The sequence below is a fragment of the Flavobacterium gyeonganense genome, from assembly GCF_029625295.1.
In the GTDB taxonomy this organism is placed as follows: Bacteria; Bacteroidota; Bacteroidia; order Flavobacteriales; family Flavobacteriaceae; genus Flavobacterium; species Flavobacterium gyeonganense.
In genome coordinates this window covers 362,714-384,624 of record NZ_CP121112.1, presented here as the reverse complement: position 1 = coordinate 384,624, position 21,911 = coordinate 362,714, and the positions used below count along the sequence as shown (strand labels likewise).

Annotated in this window: 12 protein-coding genes and 4 pseudogenes; 3 read left to right on the top strand and 13 right to left on the bottom strand. The window is 36.3% G+C overall.

The features are described from left to right. Nucleotides 1–115 precede the first annotated feature (115 nt). The 4 genes and pseudogenes from P5P89_RS01435 to P5P89_RS21590 form a co-directional block, all read right to left on the bottom strand. Nucleotides 116–1,132: a M28 family peptidase gene (locus P5P89_RS01435; protein ID WP_278010416.1), complete on the bottom strand. Its 1,017-nt coding sequence runs from the start codon at nt 1,130–1,132 to the stop codon at nt 116–118. Between the two features lie 9 nt (nt 1,133–1,141). Continuing rightward, nucleotides 1,142–2,113, bottom strand: a complete 972-nt coding sequence (locus tag P5P89_RS01430; protein WP_278010415.1) for a DUF3667 domain-containing protein — start codon at nt 2,111–2,113, stop codon at nt 1,142–1,144. Between the two features lie 33 nt (nt 2,114–2,146). Further along, nucleotides 2,147–2,920 (bottom strand): dienelactone hydrolase family protein, encoded by a 774-nt coding sequence (locus P5P89_RS01425; protein WP_278010414.1) that lies wholly within the window; start codon nt 2,918–2,920, stop codon nt 2,147–2,149. A 133-nt stretch (nt 2,921–3,053) separates the two neighbouring features. Beyond that, nucleotides 3,054–3,505: pseudogene (locus P5P89_RS21590) on the bottom strand (Lrp/AsnC family transcriptional regulator). Nucleotides 3,506–3,655: 150 nt separating this feature from the next. On the opposite strand from P5P89_RS21590, the pseudogene rocD reads away from it, so the two are divergent. Both rocD and P5P89_RS01405 read left to right on the top strand, forming a co-directional pair. Beyond that, nucleotides 3,656–4,908, top strand: a pseudogene (rocD, locus tag P5P89_RS01410) (ornithine--oxo-acid transaminase). A 194-nt stretch (nt 4,909–5,102) separates the two neighbouring features. Then, nucleotides 5,103–5,555, top strand: a complete 453-nt coding sequence (locus P5P89_RS01405) for a DUF1810 domain-containing protein (RefSeq protein WP_278010412.1) — start codon at nt 5,103–5,105, stop codon at nt 5,553–5,555. Nucleotides 5,556–5,681: 126 nt separating this feature from the next. On the opposite strand, the gene P5P89_RS01400 is transcribed toward P5P89_RS01405, so the two are convergent. The 5 genes and pseudogenes from P5P89_RS01400 to P5P89_RS01380 form a co-directional block, all read right to left on the bottom strand. Further along, nucleotides 5,682–7,580 (bottom strand): family 2A encapsulin nanocompartment cargo protein cysteine desulfurase, encoded by a 1,899-nt coding sequence (locus tag P5P89_RS01400; protein ID WP_278010411.1) that lies wholly within the window; start codon nt 7,578–7,580, stop codon nt 5,682–5,684. Beyond that, a complete protein-coding gene (locus tag P5P89_RS01395; RefSeq protein WP_031455760.1) occupies nt 7,564–8,484 on the bottom strand; it encodes a family 2A encapsulin nanocompartment shell protein in 921 nt (306 codons plus the stop codon). The genes P5P89_RS01400 and P5P89_RS01395 overlap by 17 nt, the downstream gene beginning before the upstream one ends. 131 nt (nt 8,485–8,615) lie before the next feature. After that, a pseudogene (gene cysK / locus P5P89_RS01390) lies at nt 8,616–9,523 on the bottom strand (cysteine synthase A). 242 nt (nt 9,524–9,765) lie between these two features. After that, a complete protein-coding gene (gene epsC / locus P5P89_RS01385) occupies nt 9,766–10,590 on the bottom strand; it encodes a serine O-acetyltransferase EpsC (protein ID WP_278010410.1) in 825 nt (274 codons plus the stop codon). Between the two features lie 589 nt (nt 10,591–11,179). Beyond that, nucleotides 11,180–12,978, bottom strand: a pseudogene (locus P5P89_RS01380) (glycoside hydrolase family 15 protein). An 81-nt stretch (nt 12,979–13,059) separates the two neighbouring features. On the opposite strand from P5P89_RS01380, the gene P5P89_RS01375 reads away from it, so the two are divergent. Continuing rightward, nucleotides 13,060–15,264, top strand: coding sequence for a bifunctional alpha,alpha-trehalose-phosphate synthase (UDP-forming)/trehalose-phosphatase (locus P5P89_RS01375; RefSeq protein WP_278010409.1), 2,205 nt, complete (start codon nt 13,060–13,062; stop codon nt 15,262–15,264). 118 nt (nt 15,265–15,382) lie between these two features. On the opposite strand, the gene P5P89_RS01370 is transcribed toward P5P89_RS01375, so the two are convergent. The 4 genes from P5P89_RS01370 to P5P89_RS01355 are packed head-to-tail and all read right to left on the bottom strand — an operon-like array spanning nt 15,383 to nt 21,605. Next, nucleotides 15,383–17,038, bottom strand: a complete 1,656-nt coding sequence (locus P5P89_RS01370) for an arylsulfatase (protein ID WP_278010408.1) — start codon at nt 17,036–17,038, stop codon at nt 15,383–15,385. A 48-nt stretch (nt 17,039–17,086) separates the two neighbouring features. Beyond that, a complete protein-coding gene (locus P5P89_RS01365) occupies nt 17,087–18,544 on the bottom strand; it encodes a RagB/SusD family nutrient uptake outer membrane protein (protein WP_278010407.1) in 1,458 nt (485 codons plus the stop codon). 12 nt (nt 18,545–18,556) lie between these two features. Next, nucleotides 18,557–20,245 carry a SusC/RagA family TonB-linked outer membrane protein gene (locus P5P89_RS01360; RefSeq protein ID WP_278011968.1) on the bottom strand — a complete coding sequence of 563 codons (1,689 nt, stop codon included), beginning with the start codon at nt 20,243–20,245 and terminating at the stop codon, nt 18,557–18,559. After that, nucleotides 20,151–21,605, bottom strand: coding sequence for a SusC/RagA family TonB-linked outer membrane protein (locus P5P89_RS01355; RefSeq protein WP_278010406.1), 1,455 nt, complete (start codon nt 21,603–21,605; stop codon nt 20,151–20,153). The genes P5P89_RS01360 and P5P89_RS01355 overlap by 95 nt, the downstream gene beginning before the upstream one ends. Nucleotides 21,606–21,911: the final 306 nt, after the last annotated feature.

Genomic DNA, 21,911 nt, shown 5'->3' with positions numbered 1-21,911 from the left:
GGTTCAGAGAAACAAAATGACACAGTTTTTATATCTAGAGTTTTTCAAAAAAATAGCAAAAGGATGAGTTTTAGCTCATCCTTTTTTGTTTGACACAGATATGAAACCTTTGTAACTATTTCTTATCCACTACCGGTCTGTTTTCTCTATTGGCCAGTTCCCACGCAACAACAAAAGCTAATTTTGTTCTTTTTGTTAAAGCATCATATTCGATTTTTTCTGCTATATCGTCTTTGCCATGGTAATCTTCGTGAACGCCATTGAAGAAGAAAACTGCCGGAATACCGTGTTTCGCAAAATTATAATGGTCAGAACGTTCATAAAAACGATTTGGGTCTTTAGGATCATTGAATTTAAAATCAAGATCCATTTTAATGTATTTGTCGTTTTGTGAAATAACTGCATTATGTAAATCCGATGATAATCTGTCGGCTCCGATAACATAGACATAATTGTTTGTTTTAGCATGTTCTGTATCACGGCGGCCAATCATGTCAATATTAATATCAGCAACTGTATTTACTAAAGGAAACAATGGGTTTTCAGAATAATAACGAGAACCATGCAATCCATGTTCTTCTCCGGTTACATGAAGAAATAAAATGGAGCGTTTAGGTCCGTGTCCTTCTTTTTTAGCTTTTGCAAAAACCTTAGCCATTTCTAATAACGCTACTGTCCCGGAACCATCATCATCAGCTCCGTTGTAAACTTCTCCATTTTGAATGCCCACATGGTCGTAGTGGGCTGAGATTACCAAAATTTCATCTGGCTTTTCTGAACCTTCAATGTATGCCCAGATGTTTTCTGAATCAGGTAAGTTTTCGTTATGTCTTGCATTTAAGTACGATGCAGGAATGTGCTGATAGTAATCAGTTGCTCCTTTTGGAAAAGGAATTCCATTTTTTTTATATTGCTCTATCATGTAAAGTCCAGCCTTCTTTTGTCCTTTCGAGCCAGTTTCACGGCCTTCCATTTCATCTGAAGCTATTCTGTAAAGCATTGTTTTTAAATTTGTTTCGGAAATTTTTTCAGTGTATTCAGAAGGATCGGAATTGTCCTTAAAGGCAATATTTTGAGTATTTTTACATGAAAATGCAGAAACAATCAATAACAGAAATGCAATTTTTTTCATTATTCGTTTTTAATGTATGTTGATAAATGTATAGAGAATATACAAGGTTAGCAAAAATAAAATAAAAAGAGAGTTTATAATGAATAACAATACACTTTTAACAAAAGAAACTATTCTTGATTCACCATAAAAACGATGATGAGCCGGATAAAAATAATAACACATCCAGATTGTTCCGACAATGCTGGTAATAGTGGAAATAATATTCAGGGGACTATCTTCACCAAAAAGACCGACAACACGGTCAATAATAAACATTACAAGGAAAATTAATAATAAAAAAGAAAAATAGTGAAGTGTAAAAATGCCATGATCAAAATAATACCATTTTTTTTTATTGTGAAAAAGCCATAAGAAAAAAGCAAAAAATGGCATAATGATAAATAAAATTTTAGGAAGATTATGAAAGAAAGATTCTGTAAATTTTGTAAAAATTTCTTTTTTGGTATATTTTTCACTGATGTGTATTGCTTTTTCAGCAAACCAGTAGCTGGTAGCATTCAGTTTTTCTTCTTGTTTTCCATATTTCTGAATAGAATCAATTTTCTTCATGTTTGAAAAATGGAAGTATTTATTATTTTCTTTTTTGATGTTTAATTCTTGTGTAGCTTTAGCGATTTCGTCATTTATTTCCTTTTCACTTTTATTACTATTTTCGTTGACTTTAACTGGAAACATAGCAATTAATAAAAACGTAATGAAACTGATGAAAATATATAAACGAACCGGAGCCAAATAGGAAAGTCTTTTTCCCGACAGATATTCTTTGGTTAAAGTTGCCGGTTTAAAAAGTAGATTTCGTATCGTTTTCCAAAAGGCATTTTCGTAATGTGTCAGATCTTCAAAAAAGTGGATAAACAAATGATGAAATGTTTTTCTGCTGTCTGAATTCTCTTGTCCACAATTGGGACAAAACTTTTGTTCTACAACATGACGACAGTTAAGACAGGTTTTATCTTCTCTGATTTTATTATGTGACATTGGTTTTTGGTTTAGTTTTGGTTGGTTTGTCGGTTACTTTTTAAGTACCTCGTTCAGGAAAAGCAGTAAATGTTCAAAAGATCGTTTTGCAGCAACCGGATTGTAAGCAGCACCTTTAGAATTGTCATTTCCTGCTTCTGGATTTGTGAATGAATGTACAGAATTTGCATAATAGATCATTTGCCAGTCTGCTTTAGTGTCTCGCATTTCTTGTTGAAAGGCAGCTATTTCTTCTTTTGAAACAAATGGATCGTCTGCTCCATGACAAGCTAAAACTTTGGCTGTGATAGTTTCAGAAGGTCTGGCAGCATCTTTACCTAAACCGCCATGAAATGATACCACACCTTTTACATTTAATTTACCTCGGGCAGCTTCTAAAACTCCGGTTCCTCCAAAACAATAGCCAATAGCCACAATATTATCACCATTTGCACCGGATTTGATTAACTGTTCTAAAGCCAGTTGAATACGTTTTTGATATGCCTCATAATTTTTTTTGTAAAAACCGGCTTGTTTTCCTGCTTCAGATGTGTTTTTAGGATAATTTCCTTCACCATAAATATCGGCTATAAAAACAGTATAGCCCAGCTTGGATAAATTTTCTGCTATTTCTTTTGAAGCATTGTCAATTCCAAGCCATGCAGGCAAAAGTAATATACCTGGATTCTGACTACTTTTTTTTGCAGCTTTAATTGATAGTCCGTTTAAAACCTGATTTCCATCGCTGTATTTTACTGCTTTTAATTGTGCGTTCATGGTGTTGAAATACAAGGAAATAGCTAAAATTAAGAGTGTTGATTTTTTCATGATTTTTTACAATTTTAAACAAATATCTGAAATATAATCGTACAAAAAAATCTCAAAGCTTTTTTCTTTTGAGGTTTGTCTATAGGAATTAAATTATTGAAAACTAAAATTTTAAATTTAAATATGCAAAACTTTAAAGTGTAATATTTCTTTTAAAAGCACATCCCAGTTCTACAATTGAATCGGTTTTGGCGATGCCTGAAATCCGGTCTATTTTTTCGTAAAGTACATTTCTCATATGTTCGTGGTTTTTAGCTATGATTTTGATGTAAAGCGTAAAAGATCCTGTAACATAATAGCATTCGGTGATTTCCGGAATAGTCTTTAAAGCTTCGATAATCCTTTCTGAATCCGAATCTTTATTAAGTGTTATTCCGGTAAAGGAAGCCCAGTCGTAACCAATTTTTTTTCGTTAACTAAAGGTTTTATCCCTGAAATAATCCCTTGTTCTGTTAAACGATTAACACGCTGATGTACCATTGTATTTGAGATTTTCAGATTTGCTGCAATGGTAGAAAAAGCCATTCTGCCGTCTTTTTCAAGCTCTTTTATAATTCTGATGTCAAATTGGTCTAATGAATCCATTTCTATATTGTTTAAAATTAAAATTTACTTTTTTATTTTGTAAATTTTATTAAATTGACTTTTTATTTGATATATAAAGTCAAAAGTAGTGTTTTTTATTGTAGAATAATATAATATAATTATTTTTGTAAAAGTTATAAATACATAATCATGGCACATACACAAGAAACTCTTTCATCTAAATCAGAAGTTTTAATAGAGAAAGAAAATAAATACGGAGCTCATAATTATCATCCGCTTCCTGTAGTTTTAGACAGGGGGAAGGTGTCTATGTCTGGGATGTGGACGGAAAGAAATATTATGATTTTTTATCGGCTTATTCTGCCGTAAACCAGGGACACTGCCATCCTAAAATTGTGGGGGCAATGGTAGAGCAGGCGCAAAAACTGACTTTAACTTCCCGTGCATTTTACAATGATAAATTAGGAAATTACGAAGAGTACGTAACCAATTATTTTGGTTTTGATAAAGTCCTGCCAATGAACACAGGTGCCGAAGCGGTAGAAACAGCTTTGAAATTGTGCAGAAAATGGGCTTATGAAGTAAAAGGAATCCATGAAAATCTGGCACAGATTATTGTTTGTGAGAATAATTTTCACGGAAGAACTACAACCATTATTTCGTTTTCGAATGATGAAAGTGCCCGTAAGAGTTTCGGTCCTTTTACAGAAGGCTTTATAAAAATTGAATATGACAATCTGGAGGCTTTAGAAAAAGCATTGGAATCCTCAAAAAATATAGCCGGTTTTCTGGTAGAACCGATTCAGGGAGAAGCGGGAGTATATGTTCCGTCTGAGGGTTATTTAGCGAAAGCAAAAGCCCTTTGCGAAAAACATAATGTATTGTTTATTGCCGATGAGGTTCAGACCGGAATTGCAAGAACCGGAAAACTTTTAGCAGTTCATCACGAAAATGTTCAGCCTGATATTCTGATTTTAGGAAAAGCCATTTCAGGAGGAGTTTATCCTGTCTCTGCGGTTTTAGCAAATAACGAAATAATGAATGTAATCAAACCGGGACAGCACGGATCTACTTTTGGCGGAAATCCGGTTGCAGCTGCTGTTGCAATTGCTGCACTTGAAGTGGTAAAAGACGAAAATCTATCTGAAAATGCTGAACGTCTGGGAATTATTTTACGAAAAGGTTTAAACGAAATTGCTAAAAATAATAATTTGATTACACTGGTTCGTGGAAAAGGTTTACTAAATGCGATTGTAATCAATACTGATGAAGAATCGGATCTGGCCTGGGAAATCTGCCTGAAATTCAGGGATAACGGATTATTGGCAAAACCAACTCATGGAAACAAAATTCGTCTGGCTCCGCCTTTGGTTATTACTGAAGATCAAATTAAGGAATGCCTTTCTATTATTGAAAAATCGTTGTATTATTTCAAAAATTAAAATTCTTTTTAATTGTATATTTTTCTCGAAACAGCTGCATTACTTGTTTTTGCAGCTGTTTTGGTTTTTATAAATTGAAATTATATAATGTAACTTTAATAATTATATAAAACTTTAAGCCCGGAAGCTGAGTAGTTTTGGAGGACTTTATAAACAAACCTAAAAAATTGTTTAACCTTATAAATTATTTCAGAATGGCTTACGCAAATAATGATTTAACACGCTTTTTAGATGCACAGAACAAACTTTACCTTACTGCTTACTCCGAATTAAAAAAAGGGAAGAAAGAAACGCACTGGATGTGGTTTATTTTTCCTCAGTTGAAAGGCTTGGGCAAAAGCACGATAGCTAAATATTATGCGCTGGCTGATCTTAAAGAAGCAGAAGATTTTTTAAATCACCCTATTCTGGCGAAACACCTGATTGAAATTTGTAATGTTTTATTGGAATATAAAGCAAAATCAATTGAGGCTATTCTTGGAGAATTAGATGCAAGAAAGCTTCGTTCTTCAATGACACTTTTTTCTCAGGCTCAAAATGCTGATCCTGTATTTCAGGAAATACTGGATGTTTTTTTCTTAGGATATTCGGATCCTCTTACTTTAGCAAAAATAGCTGCACCATTAGAAATTGCTATGGCATCTTAAATTTCACTTTCTTTCTTAGTTATATAAATCAAAAAGCGATTGTCCGGAGACAATCGCTTTGGCTATAATTGCTTAAAATATCAAAAAAAGCAATTATGAGTTTGAGTTAAGAAACTCCTGTTTTTATTAAAATCTAACTTTTTTAAGTTCCCACAAAGTTTCGATAAATTTATCTACATCCTGAGTGGTGTTATAAAAAGCCAGTGAAGGACGAACTGTAGTTTCAACTCCTAATCGGCGTAAAATTGGCTGTGCACAATGATGGCCTGTTCTTACAGCGATTCCTTCTTTGTTTAAAGCCTGACCCACCTCGTCATTGGAGTAGCCCTGCAAATTAAAAGAAAGCACACTTGCTTTATTGGCAGCAGTTCCTATTAATCGAACGCCTGGAATCTCTTTGATCAGTTTCGTAGCGTACTCTAACAAATAGTGTTCGTATTGCCCGATTGCGTTGATACCGATTTTTGTAACATAATCGATAGCGGCTCCAAGTCCAATTGCATCGGCAATATTACCAGTTCCGGCTTCGAAACGATTTGGTGCTTTGTGGTATTTTATTTCCTCAAAAGTCACATCCTGAATCATGTTTCCGCCCGATTGGTATGGCTGCATATCGTTCAGCAAATTTTCTTTTCCGTATAAAACGCCAATTCCGGTTGGACCAAAAAGTTTATGACCTGAAAAAACCAGCCAATCGGCATTTAAATCCTGAACATCTACTTTCATATGCGAAACAGATTGTGCTCCGTCCAATAAAACTTTAGCTCCAACGACATGTGCCATTTCAACCATTTTCTTGGCAGGCGTTACAGTCCCAAGAGCATTAGATACCTGTGTAAAAGCCACAATTTTAGTTTTCGAGTTCAGTAGTTTTGCATATTCATCCAACAGAATCTGTCCGTCATCATCAACCGGAATTACACGTAGTTTCAAACCTTTTTTGTCAGCTAGTCGTTTCCATGGGACAATGTTGGCGTGGTGCTCTAAATTACTCACTACAATTTCATCTCCGGCTGACAGATTGTTTTCTCCCCAGCTTTGAGCTACCAGATTGATTCCTTCAGTAGCACCGCGCACAAAAACAATTTCGTTGATAGACCCTGCATTTAAAAACGTTTTTACTTTTTTCCTTGCCGCTTCGTACGCATCTGATGCCCTAGCAGCCAGTTCATGTGCCGCACGGTGTATATTCGAGTTTTCATGTTCATAAAAATAAGCAATGCGGTCGATTACCGATTTGGGTTTTTGTGTCGTTGCCGCATTATCAAACCAAATCAATGGTTTTCCGTTTACTTTTTCACTTAGAATAGGAAAGTCTTTTTTAATCAGATTAGCATCAAAAGGAGCACTTTCTAACTGATGAATTCCATGAAAAGAACTTCCTGTACCTGCTGTTGGAAACAAATTCTTTTTGTCAAACGCAAAAGGATTATTCTCAAGGAAATAATACGAATTCTGTGCTTCTACCGGGTTTAATGTCAAAGCAGACTGGATTCCGAATGCCGTGTTGACATTTGCCAATGCTTCTCTCAATTCACTTTCAAAAGAGGAACCCTGCGTTTGAAAAGGAAGATAATTGTCATTCAAAGGAAAAGAAGAAAAAGCATTATTGTCATTGCTGTTTTCTTTTAAATTAACATCATTGAAACCTGTATGAGGATTATTGATGTTGAAATTTTTGTCGTTAGGAAAAACAGTATCCAGATCTGTAATCGGGTATAAACCGACAACACCTGTGTTTGCATAGTTTCCAACTGAAGGCGATACTCCAAAACCACTCACAGGTGAATGAGAAGGGTAGGCGGTTGTTGGATTCTGTAAACTGGTATTTGGCGTAAACTCGGCCAGATTTCCTGCACTCAATAGCGTCTCTACAACTTTCGTAGCTTTTGGATGATCGTTATGGTCCGGACTCAGTGAAATTTCCTTTGGAAACTCATTGGGCAGGGCTTTAAACAACTCATTGGCTATGTGCTGCAGATCCTCTACGTTGTACAAGCCGTTATTGTTAATATTTGTACTCATGATACTTTCCTATTTCTACATCTTCTAAAACTGCAATCGCATCATCTACCAAAATGGCCAATGAGCAATAAAGCGATACTAAATAAGAAGCAATTGCTTTTTCGTTTATTCCCATGAAGCGAACGGATAATCCAGGTGACTGTTCGCCTTGTAATCCAGGCTGAATCAACCCAATAACACCCTGACGGCTTTCGCCTGTACGTAACAAAATGATTTTTGACTTACCATTTTGAATAGGCAGTTTATCAGATGGAATAAGCGGAATACCTCTCCAGGTTAAAAACTGAGATCCAAATAAAGAAGTAGTGGGAGGCGGAACACCACGGCGTGTGCACTCACGTCCAAAAGCAGCTATAGCTAACGGGTGCAATAAAAAGAATCCAGGCTCTTTCCACACTTTTGTCAATAATTCGTCTAAATCATCAGGAGTTGGCGCGCCGGTTCTGGTTTTTATAATTTGAGAAGGAGCAACATTGCTTAATAAACCATAATCTTTATTATTGATTAATTCGCTTTCCTGACGCTCTTTGATCGTTTCGATTGCCAGACGTAATTGCTCTGTAATCTGGTTGTAAGGTTTGCTGTATAAATCAGAAACACGGGTGTGAACATCTACAATGGTCTGAACAGCTGCCAGGTTATATTCTCTTGGATTGTCAATGTAATCCACAAAAGTATTTGGTAAAATTCTTTCATCCCTTGCCGAGCAGTCCACTTCGATGTGGCTGCCGTCTTTTACTTTATTCAGACGATAAACCCCTGATTCTACCGGAGTCCAGTGTAAAAGGTGTGTTAGCCAGCGTGGTGAAATAGTTCCGATTTGAGGAACCGAACGCGTAGCAATCGCTAATTGTCTTGCAGCTACATCGCCTAATGCTGTCTGTTGTTTTTTTAATTCTGCCATAATTTAATTTTTAAAGATTAATTGATTGGTTTATTTGCTATTATGTTTTATGAGTAAATTTATGTTAAAATAATCTATTGAATATTTTAATTTTAATTGCTTGAATGTTAATATGTTAAATTTTAAAAGCATTAATACAGTTCATCAATAGAGAGATACCTTTCGCCAGTGTCATAATTGAAAGTCAGAATCACAGCATTTTCAGGAATATCTTTCAGTTTCTGAGATACGGCCGAGAGCACAGCTCCTGTTGAAATTCCTGAAAAAATTCCTTCTTCACGTGTTATTTTTTTCGCATAATTAAAAGCAGCATCTTTTTCAACAGTAATAATTTCATCGATATATTTTCCATTAAAAACGCCTGGAATAAATCCGGCACCAATGCCCTGAAGGGGTGGGGAGAAGGCTGACCTCCACTTAAAACTGGCGATAAAGCAGGTTCTACAGCAAAAGTTTTTAAGTTGGGAAACTGCTGTTTTAAAATTTTAGAAACTCCTGTAATATGCCCGCCTGTTCCAACTCCGGTTATCAGATAATCTATGCCGTCCGGAAAGTCTTTTATAATTTCCAATGCAGTAGTTCTTTCGTGAATTGCAACATTCGCCGGATTTTCAAATTGTAAGGGGATAAATGAATTTGGGATTTCTGCAGCCAGTTCATGTGCTTTTTCTACAGCGCCCGAAGTTCCTTTTTCCCTTGGTGTCAAAACAAATTCGGCACCGTAGGCATTCATGATTTTTCTGCGCTCCAGACTCATAGATTCCGGCATTACCAAAATCACTTTATAGCCTTTAACAGCTCCAACCAAAGCAAGTCCAATTCCGGTATTTCCCGAAGTGGGCTCGATTATAACTGAATCGGTGTTTAAAAGTCCTTTTTTTTCCGCATCTTCAATCATAGCCAGAGCAATACGGTCTTTGATGCTTGACCCGGGATTTGTTTTTTCGAGCTTGATCCAGACCTGATGGTTTTTGAAAAGTTTATTTAGCCTTACGTGTGGCGTATTGCCTATTGTTTCCAGTATATTTTGATATTTCATAATTGGTTTTGGTTTTTCTCACCATTTAAATGATATAAGTTCATTTTAGTTTTAGGTTGTTATACAATAGTTTAATTTTTTTTCACGCAGATTTTAAAAAAGATTTGAGTATATTATTGTGGATTTTTCTTACAATATAGTATCTAAATTAAATCTGCCATAATCTGCTGAATCTGCGTGAAACATTTTTTTTAGTCATTACTTTTAAATGAACTTATATTACTTATATGATTTAAAATTTTTTAAATCGAATAAAAAATAGGTTCTGGAAACGGATTATTATCCTTGATTTTCATTTCGTTTTTATGATATACTACAGAATTTGAAGGAACCGTATAGGTAAGCCAGACATTCCCGCCAATAATTGAATCCCTTCCTACCGTCGTCTGACCACCAAGGATAGTGCTGTTAGCATAAATAATCACGTTATCCTCAATTGTTGGATGTCTTTTAACGAAAGCTTCTTCTTTTTTTACACTTAAAGCACCAAGCGTAACGCCCTGATAGATCTGGACATTATTTCCAATAACAGCCGTTTCGCCAATTACGATTCCGGTTCCATGATCTATGGCAAAATCATCTCCAATCTGTGCTCCGGGATGAATTTCGATACTGGTTTTAATGTGGGCATATTCAGAAATAGTTCGTGCCAGAAGTTTCAAATCCTGTTCCCAGAGCTGATGGGAAAAGCGATAAATTGCAATTGCAAAAAATCCGGGATAGGAATATAAGACTTCCTCTAAAGTTTTGGCAGCAGGATCTTTCGCAAAAATAGTTTTGGCGTCGTCTATGACTTTTTTATGCAAAGCAGGCAATGCTTCAAAAAACGTTTTGGTCTTCAGATTACTTTGGTTGCTTTCAGGAGCAAAATCCAATACTAATTCATTGAACTGAATCTCTAATTCAGTGAATTTACCTTCAATAATAGTCACGTTTCCTAACGATTTTGAAGTCGTTGAAAATAAGACACAAAATAATTCATCAATAAAATGATGTATTAATTTCTTTGGAGGCAGAATCAATAAGTTCTGATGCTGATTGGCTATTTCATGATAAAATGAGTTCATACCGATTTATTTTTGGAGTTAATACAGCTTTTAGCCTGTGGCAGCTGTCTGGTTTAGTTTTGTAATGTTTTCTGTTACGGCAAAATAATTTTGGTCTGAATGCAAGATCTCGCATCAAAATCATTAAATAAGCAACATGAAAGAAATTGTTTTTTAATTCTTGACCGTTTATTAAAAATCAATTTAAAAATGAATGGAAGGAAGGTTTAACAACAGAAGCACATATAACAAAATGTGTTGTAAGTATATTTTTTACCAAGAGTAAAATGTAATGTGTTTGTCGTTGTTTTCAAAATATAGTTTTTTGATATTTTATAAACTCTACTAATTCTATAGACAAAGTTAAATTTAAAATTTTAAAAACCAAATATTTTTTAAAATTTCTTCAAATAAGAATAAAAAGAGAAGTGTTTATGAATTTAATGTTCTGTTTTTTAGTGTTTTTTGTGTGCATTTTGAAATAAAAAAAGACAGGAAAATAAGTGCGAAAAATTCACTTATTTCCTGTCTTAAAAAATCCTTAGTTTTTCTTTAGCCATTTCGAAGTTATGAGCTTCAAGTGACACGTCTTTTTATTAAAACTAAATATTTAACGGATTGCATCGAGTACAACCTCTTCATTAGTAATTCTGGAAAGATTTATAGCTGTTTCAATAAGGGCTAAATGAGAATATGCCTGAGGGAAATTCCCTAAAAGACGTTTAGTTTCAAAATCGATATCTTCACTAAATAATCCTAAATGGTTACTGTAAGAAAGTAACTGTTCAAAAAGTTTTTCCGCTTTTTTTTCTTCTCCTATTTTGTACAGGCTGTTAATGAACCAAAAAGTACAAATTGTAAAAGAAGAGGAGGGAAGACCAAAATCGTCCTTGTTTTTATAACGGTATAAAAGTCCGTCATTGCTCAGGTCACGCTCAATTGCTTTAACTGTTGCTACATATTTGGGATCCATCGCTTCAATAAACCCGTAACTTTCCATTAAGAGTACTGAAGTGTCAAGATCGTTAGAACCATAAGACTGTGTAAAAGCCTGAACGGATTCATTCCAGGCATTTTCCATAATGTCATTTTTTATAGTAGCAGCCAATGGTTCCCACTTTTCTGCTTTGTGTTTTTTGCCCAATATCCTGGCAACTTTGATGGCTCTGTCTATGGCTGTCCAACATAGTATTTTAGAAAAAGTAAAATGCCTTTCTTCTGTCCTGAACTCCCAGATTCCTTTATCAGGTTCCTGCCAGTGTTTGTCGACTACCCAGACAATACCTTTGGTAATATTCCAGAGTTCTTCGCCATTTTCAGTATCATTACTAAACGTAATAAGCTGTTGGTGAATTACATCCATAAGAATGCCATAGATGTCGTTCTGGCGCTGTGAATAGGCTGCATTACCAATTCTTACAGGTTTGCTGCCCATGTAGCCATTTAGATGGTCGAGAGTTTCTTCTGTTAGTTTTTTTTCTTTATTGATACCATACATGATTTGCAGTTTCTCATCTTTATTAGGAACTAAATCAATGATGAACTGCAGGTAATCTTTAGCAAGTTTCTTATGCCCAAGTTCAGAAATGACCTTTACTACCATAGAAGCATCCCTAATCCAGCAGAATCTGTAATCCCAGTTTCGCACTTCGCCAATAGTTTCGGGAAGGAAGTTGTGGCTGCCGCCAAAACAGCGCCAGTTTTTTCGTAACTAAGTAATTTAAGCGTAATGGCACTGCGCGCAATCTGCTCATTGTACTTTTTATATTCTGTTGTTTTATCACTCCAGCTAAGCCAATATGTTTTGGTTCGTTCAAACTCAAGGTTTATTTTTGTGAGCGTTGGAATAAAAATTTTCTCATTATAAGCCATTAGCAAATAACCGTCTCCCTTAAGCGTGATTTCGTTTCCATTAGCGATACTTTCCAAATCTAAATTGCTGTAAAGGAAAAGGGAATCGAATTTTATTGTACCGGTAAGGCTGACAATATGATTTTCTTTAACATAACTGCTTGTTACACCTGATGCGTAATCCAGACGAGGATCATAAATTATCCTGAACGAAGGATTTCCTGATAGCTTTTTAAAATACCGGATAATTTCCGGAGGCGCCATATACCCTCCTTTTTCTTTTCGGTATCGCGGCATGAAATCGTTAATTTCAAAAGCATCTGTACCATTAGAAAAGGTAGTTACTACTATACTTGTGTTTGGTATATATTTTTGGGTAATTGTATAATCTTCAGTCACCTGTATTTCAAAACTTCCGCCAATTTCCTGATCTAATATTTTTGCAAATACCGATGCAGAATCAAATTCCGGAAGGCAGCACCATTCGATAGCTCCTTTATCCGAAACCAATGCTGCACTTCGACAATTACCAATTATACCATAGTTTAAATTCTTCATAAAGTCATCTTTTAGTTAGGTAAAAGGGTATTAATTATTTAAATTTACTAAAACGATGTTATTAATCCAAACCATTTTTTGATGAATAAAACAATTATAGTTTCCAATCGCCTTCCTGTTGACCTTAAATTTGATGACCAAAAGCTAGTAGTAAAATCAAGTGTTGGGGGACTTGCGACCGGAATGAAATCAGTTCACTCTGAAGGAAACGGAATCTGGATAGGCTGGTCTGGACTTACAGACGAACAAATTGAACCAGAAAGAAAAAATGAAGTTGAAATTGCACTGGCAAAAGAAAAATGCATCAGTGTTCCCCTGACAGTGTACGATATTGAGAACTATTATTATGGATTTAGCAATACTGCGCTGTGGCCTCTTTTTCATTATTTTCAGGCCTATACAGAATTTGAAATTATACATTGGGAATCTTATAAGCAGGTGAATCAGAAGTTTGCTGATGTTATCCTCCAAAATGTAAATGAGGGAGATACTGTATGGATTCATGATTATCAGCTATTATTGCTCCCTGAATTATTAAGGCAGAAAATGCCAAACCTTACCATTGGATTTTTTCTTCATATTCCGTATCCGTCATTCGAGCTTTTCAGGACTTGTCCGTGGCGTGATGAATTGTTATATGGTATGCTTGGTGCTGATCTTATTGGCTTTCATACCTATGATTATGTAAGGCATTTTATCAGTTCTGCGTCCAGGATTGCCGGACTTGAAATTCGATTTAATGAAATATTTTACAAGGGCAGAATTGTAAAAGTAGATTCTTTTCCTATGGGAATTGATTATGACAAGTATTTTAATTCGGCTCTTGAACATGCTGCGCGTCCGGATGCCAATAAGTCAGAACTGATGCATAGTCTCGAACTGCATAATATGTCTTTCTCTGAAAGTAAGCTTATTTTGTCAATCGACAGAATGGATTATACAAAGGGAATTCCAAACAGAATAAAATCATTTGAGTACTTTCTTAACAAATATCCTGAATACCAGGGAAAAGTACGTCTCGTGATGCTTTCAGTACCCTCAAGAGAGAATGTTCCGCAATACCAGCGTTTAAAGCGGGAGACAGACGAATTAGTAGGCAGGATAAACGGACAGCTGGCAACGGTAAACTGGACACCTATCTGGTATTTTTACAGGTCAATGCCCTTTGATGATCTCATTGATTTATATGTTGCCGCTGATGTAGCGCTTATTACGCCAACAAGGGACGGAATGAATCTTGTAGCCAAAGAATATGTAGCAACAAAAACACAAGGAAAAGGCGTACTTGTTTTAAGCGAAATGGCTGGTGCTGCTAAAGAAATGTATGAGGCACTTTTAGTAAATCCTAATAATTTTGAGCAGATTGCGGATACGCTAAAATATGCCCTGGAAATGCCTGAAGCCGAACAAAAATCGAGACTGGATTCCCTCCAAAAAAGAGTATCCCGATATAATGTCGAAAAATGGGCAGACTCATTTCTGAATGCTCTTGAAATGACTAAAACTTCAACCCCCGTCACCATTACAAAAAAAATGAATCCTGAAATACTTCATGATATTTCACTGGATTATAAGAATTCCGGCAAAAGATTGCTTTTACTGGATTATGACGGAACTTTGGTAGGATTTAAGAATATACCCGGAGAGGCAAGTCCGGATGATGAATTATATGCCCTTCTGGACAATATTGCAGCAGATGAAAATACAGAAATTGCCATAATCAGCGGACGTGACCGTAAAACACTCGAAAGCTGGTTTGGACATAAAAACTATACTTTAATAACGGATCATGGAGTATGGCTTAGAAAAAAAGAAAAAGAATGGATAAGCCTGGAACATATTAAAACAGAATGGAAAGAAAATATCCGGCCTATTATTGAAAGTTTTACAGATAGTACTCCAGGTACTTTTATTGAAGAAAAAAACTATTCTCTAGCCTGGCATTACAGAAGAGCTGATGCAGACCTTGCGAATTTGAGAACCATGGAACTCAAACATGTCCTGACAAGCCTTTTGGCTAATAATTCACTTTCAGTGCTTGAAGGGAATAAAGTGCTTGAAGTGAAGAGCAGTAATGTAAATAAAGGACGTGCAGCAGGAAGACTGGTAACTGAGGGCAATTATGATTTTATTTTAGCCATTGGAGATGACTGGACTGACGAATTCATGTTTCAGGAATTAATGGATAGTGCTTATACCATTAAAGTAGGAAATGCAAAAACAGCGGCGCGATATTTTGTCAATGATATCTCAGAGGTTCGACAGATTTTACAGCAAATAAAATAAGGTCCCATTTTTTAAGATTTGAAGAAAAGCGGAAACCAGTATTTACACATACAAAAAAAGGCGATTGGATCAACAATCGCCTTTTGTTTATAATTGCTTAAAATATCAAAAAAAGCAATTACTTTTTAGCCGCTGCACCTGGAATAAGTTCATTTTTTTGTTTGAATTTGCTGTATTCCACCACGCCGGTTTTGTCTGCCCAGTCAAAATATTTTGCCGAAAGCTCATTTACAATTCCAGGATTTTGCTGCGCTACATCTTTAGTTTCACCTCTGTCATTTTCCAGATTGTAAAGTTCCCATTGGTAAGAAGGGTATATAGAAACCAGTTTCCATTTTCCATCTCTTACAGCTCTGTTTCCGGCTCTCTCCCAGAATATCGGAGCACCGCGGTTTACCTCAGATGCACCATCAATTAAAACTGGCAGTAAACTTTTTCCGGGAAGCGGATTTGAATTTACGCCATTTAGCTCTTTTGGATACTGAATTCCGGCTAATTCATAAAAAGTAGGAGCAAGGTCTATCAAATGCCCGGTTCCTTTATCAATTCTCCCTGCTTTAATTTTGGATGGATACCACGCAATGAAAGGCGAACTGAAACCACCTTCGTGCATATTGTTTTTATAATCCTGTAATGGTGTATTCGACAAATAAGCCCAGTTTTGTTCCTGATAATCGAAAGAGCCTGAAGTTCCAATTGGTCCGTCATTTTTTACAAGTCCTCTTCTTAACGGATTATAAGTATTGAATCCGCCTTGTGCACCATTATCAGAGATGAAAATAATCAGTGTATTTTTGTCTTTTTTCAGGGCTTTTAACTTATCCAGAACTTTCCCGACATTCTGGTCCATGTTGTCCACCATTGCAGCGTAAACTTCCATTTTTGCTTTCCAGAATTGTTTTTCGTCGTAGGTTAATTTGTTCCATTCTGGTACTTCAGGATCTCTTGGAGCGATGGTTTGGTCTGATAATAAAATCCCGTTTTCTTTCAGTTTTTTGATTCTTTTTTCTCTTAGAACATCCCAGCCTTCGTCAAATTTCCCACGGTATTTGGCAATGTCAACAGGTTTTGCCTGTAATGGCCAGTGCGGTGCTGTAAAAGCTAAATATAAAAAGAACGGTTTGTTTTCTTTGTTCTGTTCATCCAAAAATTGTACGGCATTGTTCCCTATTTCATCTGTAAAATAATAGGAATCTGCTTTTGGATGCAGTTCTTCATTATTACGAATCAAAGCTACAGGATAAGGGGATTTTCCAAAAGGCAATCCGTCTGTATTAAAATAATTGGCAGCACCTTTTAAGATTCCGTAAAACTTATCAAAACCTCTTTGGTTCGGCCATTGTGCTTTATCTTCAGAACCTACATGCCATTTTCCGGACATTAAAGTGCTATATCCGCCGGAACGGAAAACTTCTCCTAATGTCAAAGATTCTTTGTTAAGATACCCCTGATAAGCTGGTAATCCTAAGTTTACATCAAAATAACCAACACCTGCTTTGTGCTGGTATTGTCCTGTTAATAAAGAAGCTCTTGTTGGCGCACAGATGGAGTTGTTGTAAAACTCGCGCAAACGTGTACCTTCTTTCGCTAATCTGTCGAGGTTTGGCGTATTAATTTCGGAACCATAATTTCCTAAGTCGGAATAGCCCATGTCATCGACCATAATCAGGATCACGTTTGGTTTTGACAAATTGGTTTGTGCACTCAGTTGATAAGATCCCAATGCCCCGATCAGCAGGGCCGAAAGTAAAGTTGTAATTCTTTTTTGATTCATCTTATTGTAATTTTATATTAATCTTTTTGTTTGTATAGTCTTTTGTGATCAATTCACTTTATCTCTCCATGCCGGAACCTGTTTCAAATTTTTATTCAAATCCAGTTCTCTCTGGGGAATTGGAAAATGGACATGTTTTGGCTGTGCATTCGTTTTACCCGCTGCTTTTAATTTGGCAACAAAATAGTCAGGGCCTCTTCTCGCCAGGTCAAACCAACGTTGGTATTCGTACACCAGTTCTTTTCTTCTTTCTTCAAAAACGGCTTCCCTAAAATCATCCTGACTAATGGACGGAGAAGTTACCGACAGCAAATCAACTCCGGCTCTTTCCCTCACACGGTCGATTCCTGCAAAGGCTTCTGTTGTTGGTCCGTTAAGTTCATTTAGGGCTTCTGAATTGATTAATAATATTTCTGCAAATCGGATAATGGGTGTATTTTTCGAAGACTGTCCCGGTGATGCCGGAGTTGCCGGATCAAAATATTTATTGAAATGCGGACTCACTTTGTACGTTTTTCCATCTGTAGGACTGACAAATTCTACTGCAAAAGTGATGTATTTACGCTTATCGGTTTCGGCAAAAGCCTCAAATAAACCTCCGGCAGTATGTAAAGCATCCGCCTGATCTCCTGCAATTCCGGGAACCGAAGTTGGTGCAGCCGTAGAAGCAAGCATATTTCCGTTCCAGTTGGTAAGCCCTTTAAACTGTGCTGAGAAAATATGCTCTTTGCCGTTTTTGGTGGCCACATTAAATACATCAGCAAAATTTTCAAATAAATCATAAATCTTGCTATCAATCACTTCTTTGCTTTTATCAGCTGCTTTTTGCCATTTTTTCTGGGTCAGATATACTTTAGACAATAAACTTTTTGCAGCTCCTGAAGTGATTCTTCCTTTAATTGGCTGTATTTCCGGCAAGGCTTCAGCATCTAGCAAATCGGCTTCAATCTGTGCATAGACATCAGCTTCCGGAGTATTAGAAGGGTTTATTGCTTCCGGAGTAAGTGAAGTAGTTTCGTGTAAGACCAAAGGTACATCTCCAAACCATCTCACAATATTGAAATACAAAACCGCTCTCAAAAATTTAGCTTCATTAATTAAATCCTTATCCTTTTGCGAATTTAAATTCGGATTTTTAGCAATATTATCAATGGCCACATTTGCCCTGTTGATTCCGTCATAACTTTGGCGCCAAATCTCTAACATACGGTCATTTGAAGCATCATGCGTCAAGTTTGATAAAGCTCTAACATGCGCATTTCTGGCTCTTGGACCCGCTTCATAATCATCTGTTGCCATTTCAGTCGAAATTTGAATCAGACGATTGTAAAGTGTGTGTGTACTGCTGTTGATTGCGTTGTAAATGGATAGTACGGCCGCATCAGCATCTTCTGTTGTATTATAAAAATTGCCTGAGCCTATAAAAGCTTTCGGATTTTCATCCAAAGGATTACAAGCACTTATGATAAAAAGAAGTGATAAACTATATAGGATTGTCTTTTTCATGATTGTGTTTTTTTAAAATGTTACAGTTAAACCTCCCGAAATTGTTTTGGATGCGGGATAAATTCCAGTATCTGTTCCTGGAGAAATGGTAGTTCCATTAGTTACCTCAGGATCAAATCCTGTGTATTTGGTAAATGTGAAAAGATTTTCTCCCACGACTCTGAATTTCACAGAAGTCAGAAGCAGTTTTTCTGCTGCCTTTTTAGGTAAATTATAGCTGAATGTGATGTTTTTGATTCTCACAAAAGAACCATCTTCCACAAAGCGGTTTGAGAAAACGGGAGCAGGATCCAGTTTAGCACGAGGTGTTGTTGTACTTGGATTTGTTGGCGTCCAGGCATCTAAAGCACTTGTTGAAGCATTTTGTTGTCCGTTGTACAATTCAAGAGCCTGAGCATTTCCGTTTAGAATTTTATTTCCCACAGATCCGTTGATCAAAGTTGATAATTCAAAACCTCTGTACTTGAAAGTATTAGTAAAACCAAAGATAAAATCAGGTTGTGCATCACCAATGCTGGTTCTGTCTGCAGCTGTCGTAAAAGCACCATCACCATTAATATCTTTGTACAAACGGTCACCTGCCTTAGGCGTTGCATTTCCTGTAAAAACTCCTTTTGTGGCAATATCTGCAGGCTGCAATATTCCATCGGTTACAGCGCCATAAAAAGTACCTAATGATTCTCCTTTTTTCAGGATATAATTTCCGAAAGTATAGAATTCGGCATCATTTCCTAAAGCTATAATTTTATTGCTGTTGAATGAAATATTAAAATTCGAAGTCCATGAAAATGCTGTATTTCCAAGAGCTGTATTGATTCCTAACTCAATTCCCTGATTTTGTACCGTACCAAAGTTTTGTAAAGAAGACGTAAATCCGGTGGTGTACGGAATCTGAACAGCCAATAGTAAATCTTTCGTGGTTTTGCGGTAAACATCAACAGTCAGGTTTAATTTATCATCAAAAAAACCTATGTCAACACCTGCATCAAACTGGTTGGTCAACTCCCATCCCAAATCATCATTTGAGATTCTTGTTGGCGTAAAGCCGGTGTAAATCTGGTCTCCAAACAGGTATTTTACACTGCTTAATGTCGAAAGTGACTGGTATTCCCCAATTTCCTGATTTCCTGTAGCACCGTAACTCGTTCTTATTTTTAAGCTGTTGATAACGTCTTTTACAGGTGTAAAAAAGTCTTCATTACTAATCTGCCATGCTGCAGCAAATGAAGGAAAGTAACCCCATTTATTGTTTTTTCCAAACCTTGAAGAACCATCGGCTCTTAAACTTGCCGTCAGGAAATATTTTGAATTATAATTGTAGTTTACTCTTGATAAGTAGGAGTTAAGTGCCCAGGTACTTTCTCCAGAAGTAGGCATTAGCGCCACATTTCCACTTTGAAGACTGTAATAATAGGTTACATCATTTACAAACTGCTGTGATCCTGCCGTCACAAATTCCCTTACCGAATTTTGCTGTGTATAACCGGCCAGAACATTCAGACTGTGTTTTTCTGCAAAAACTTTAGAGTAGGTCAGAGTGTTTTCGTTTAACCATGTTTTAGAATCTGCTGTACCGATTTTTCCTTCTCCATTAGTAATCAAACCTTCATAAATAGAGGATGGAAGGTAACTTTTCTCTTTGTTGAAAATAAGGTCGGTTCCAAAAGATACTTTGAAAACCAAGTTCTTCAAAAATGTCATATTCACCATAAATAGTCCCGAGGATACGATCTGTAATTGCTTCATTTTTACGTTCGTTTAAGGTTGCAATTGGATTTGCAAAGATGTTTTCAAACGGATTACGCAAAGTGTAGCTTCCGTCCGGTTCGTAAATTGTGGCAGTAGGAGGCATGCTTAGTAAAGAAGTGATCAAACCTGCCGGAGCAACTTTTGATTTTGTTTCTGCAATAGTAAGATTCAAACCAAATCTTGCTTTACTGCTTATTTTGGAAGTCAAATTGACTCTTCCGCTCAGCCTTTCAAAACCGGTATTTTTTATAATTCCCTCCTGATTGTAATAGTTTCCTGAAACAGCATATTTTGTTTGGTTATTACCGCCTGAAACACTTAACTGATGATTCTGTACAATTCCTTTTTGAAAAGCTTCTTCCTGCCAGTCAACACCTTTGCCTAATGCGGCGATTTGAGCATCGGTTAAATATTGGTTGGGACCTAAAGCAGGATTTGTATCATATAGTGCGGCATTTCTAAGTTTGGCGAAACCTTTTGCATCTAAAACGTCTACTTTGTTGCGAACTCCCTGCTGTCCAATTGTAAAATCATAATTTACAGTCATGGCATTGGAAGAACCTTTTTTGGTAGTAATAATAACAACACCATTAGCACCTCTGGATCCGTAGATAGCTGTAGAAGATGCATCTTTTAAAACCGTGATCGATTCAATATCCGCTGGATTTATCGATGATAAAGGATTGGTTGGCGTACCGCTTAGAACTCCGGCTGTAAAATCGGAATTGTAAAGCGGAAAACCGTCCACTACATAAAGAGGCTCATTTCCTCCCTGTATTGAACTTCCTCCACGAATTCGGATACTCAAACTGGCACCCGGCTGACCTGAAGTTTGTGTAACATTTACACCCGCCACAGATCCCTGAAGCGAACTCTCAAGCGTTCTTTGCGTTCCTTTTAATGCTGTGGAAGAAACGGTTTCGGCAGCACCTGTATAATCTTTTTTGGTCGTACTTCCGTATCCGATAATTACCAGTTCGTCAAGTTCCTTGCGGTCTTCTTTTAATGAAATCTGAACAAAATCGGTATTTGCAGTGTGTTCTGCAGTAACATAACCAATATAACTTACGATCAGTATGTATGGGAATTTCTGACCTGTCTGGAAATAAAACTTTCCGTCTAAATCGGTTACCGCAGTGTGAGTAGTACCTTTAATTTGAATATTAACTCCCGGAATGGGCTGATTGGTGACCTGATCAATAACAGTCCCGTTTAGTGTAGAGTTGATTGTTGCTTGTGTATTTTGGGCATTAATTCCGACTGAAATCAATAAAATGCTAATCCATAAAAGGATGTTGATATTTTTTTTCATTACGTTGTTTAGGTAATTATACAAGGAGTCCTGAAAGTTTATTTTTAAACTCTCTGTAGTCCTTTCATTTAGCGATAAATTTTCTTTAATCCTGATATTTCCGTTGCCGCAGAAATATTTTGTTTTTTAGCAGCTGCTATACATTTTCTTCATATTATTGAGTTTAAAATTTGTTTTTGAATATATTTAAATATGCTTTTTGCCCATAATTGAAGCAAAATGCGTGGTATTTACATTAAATTTTTTGATGAGGTAATGATTCGCCTGAAATCAATTATAAAAAAAAGTAATTGGCAGACGTAATCG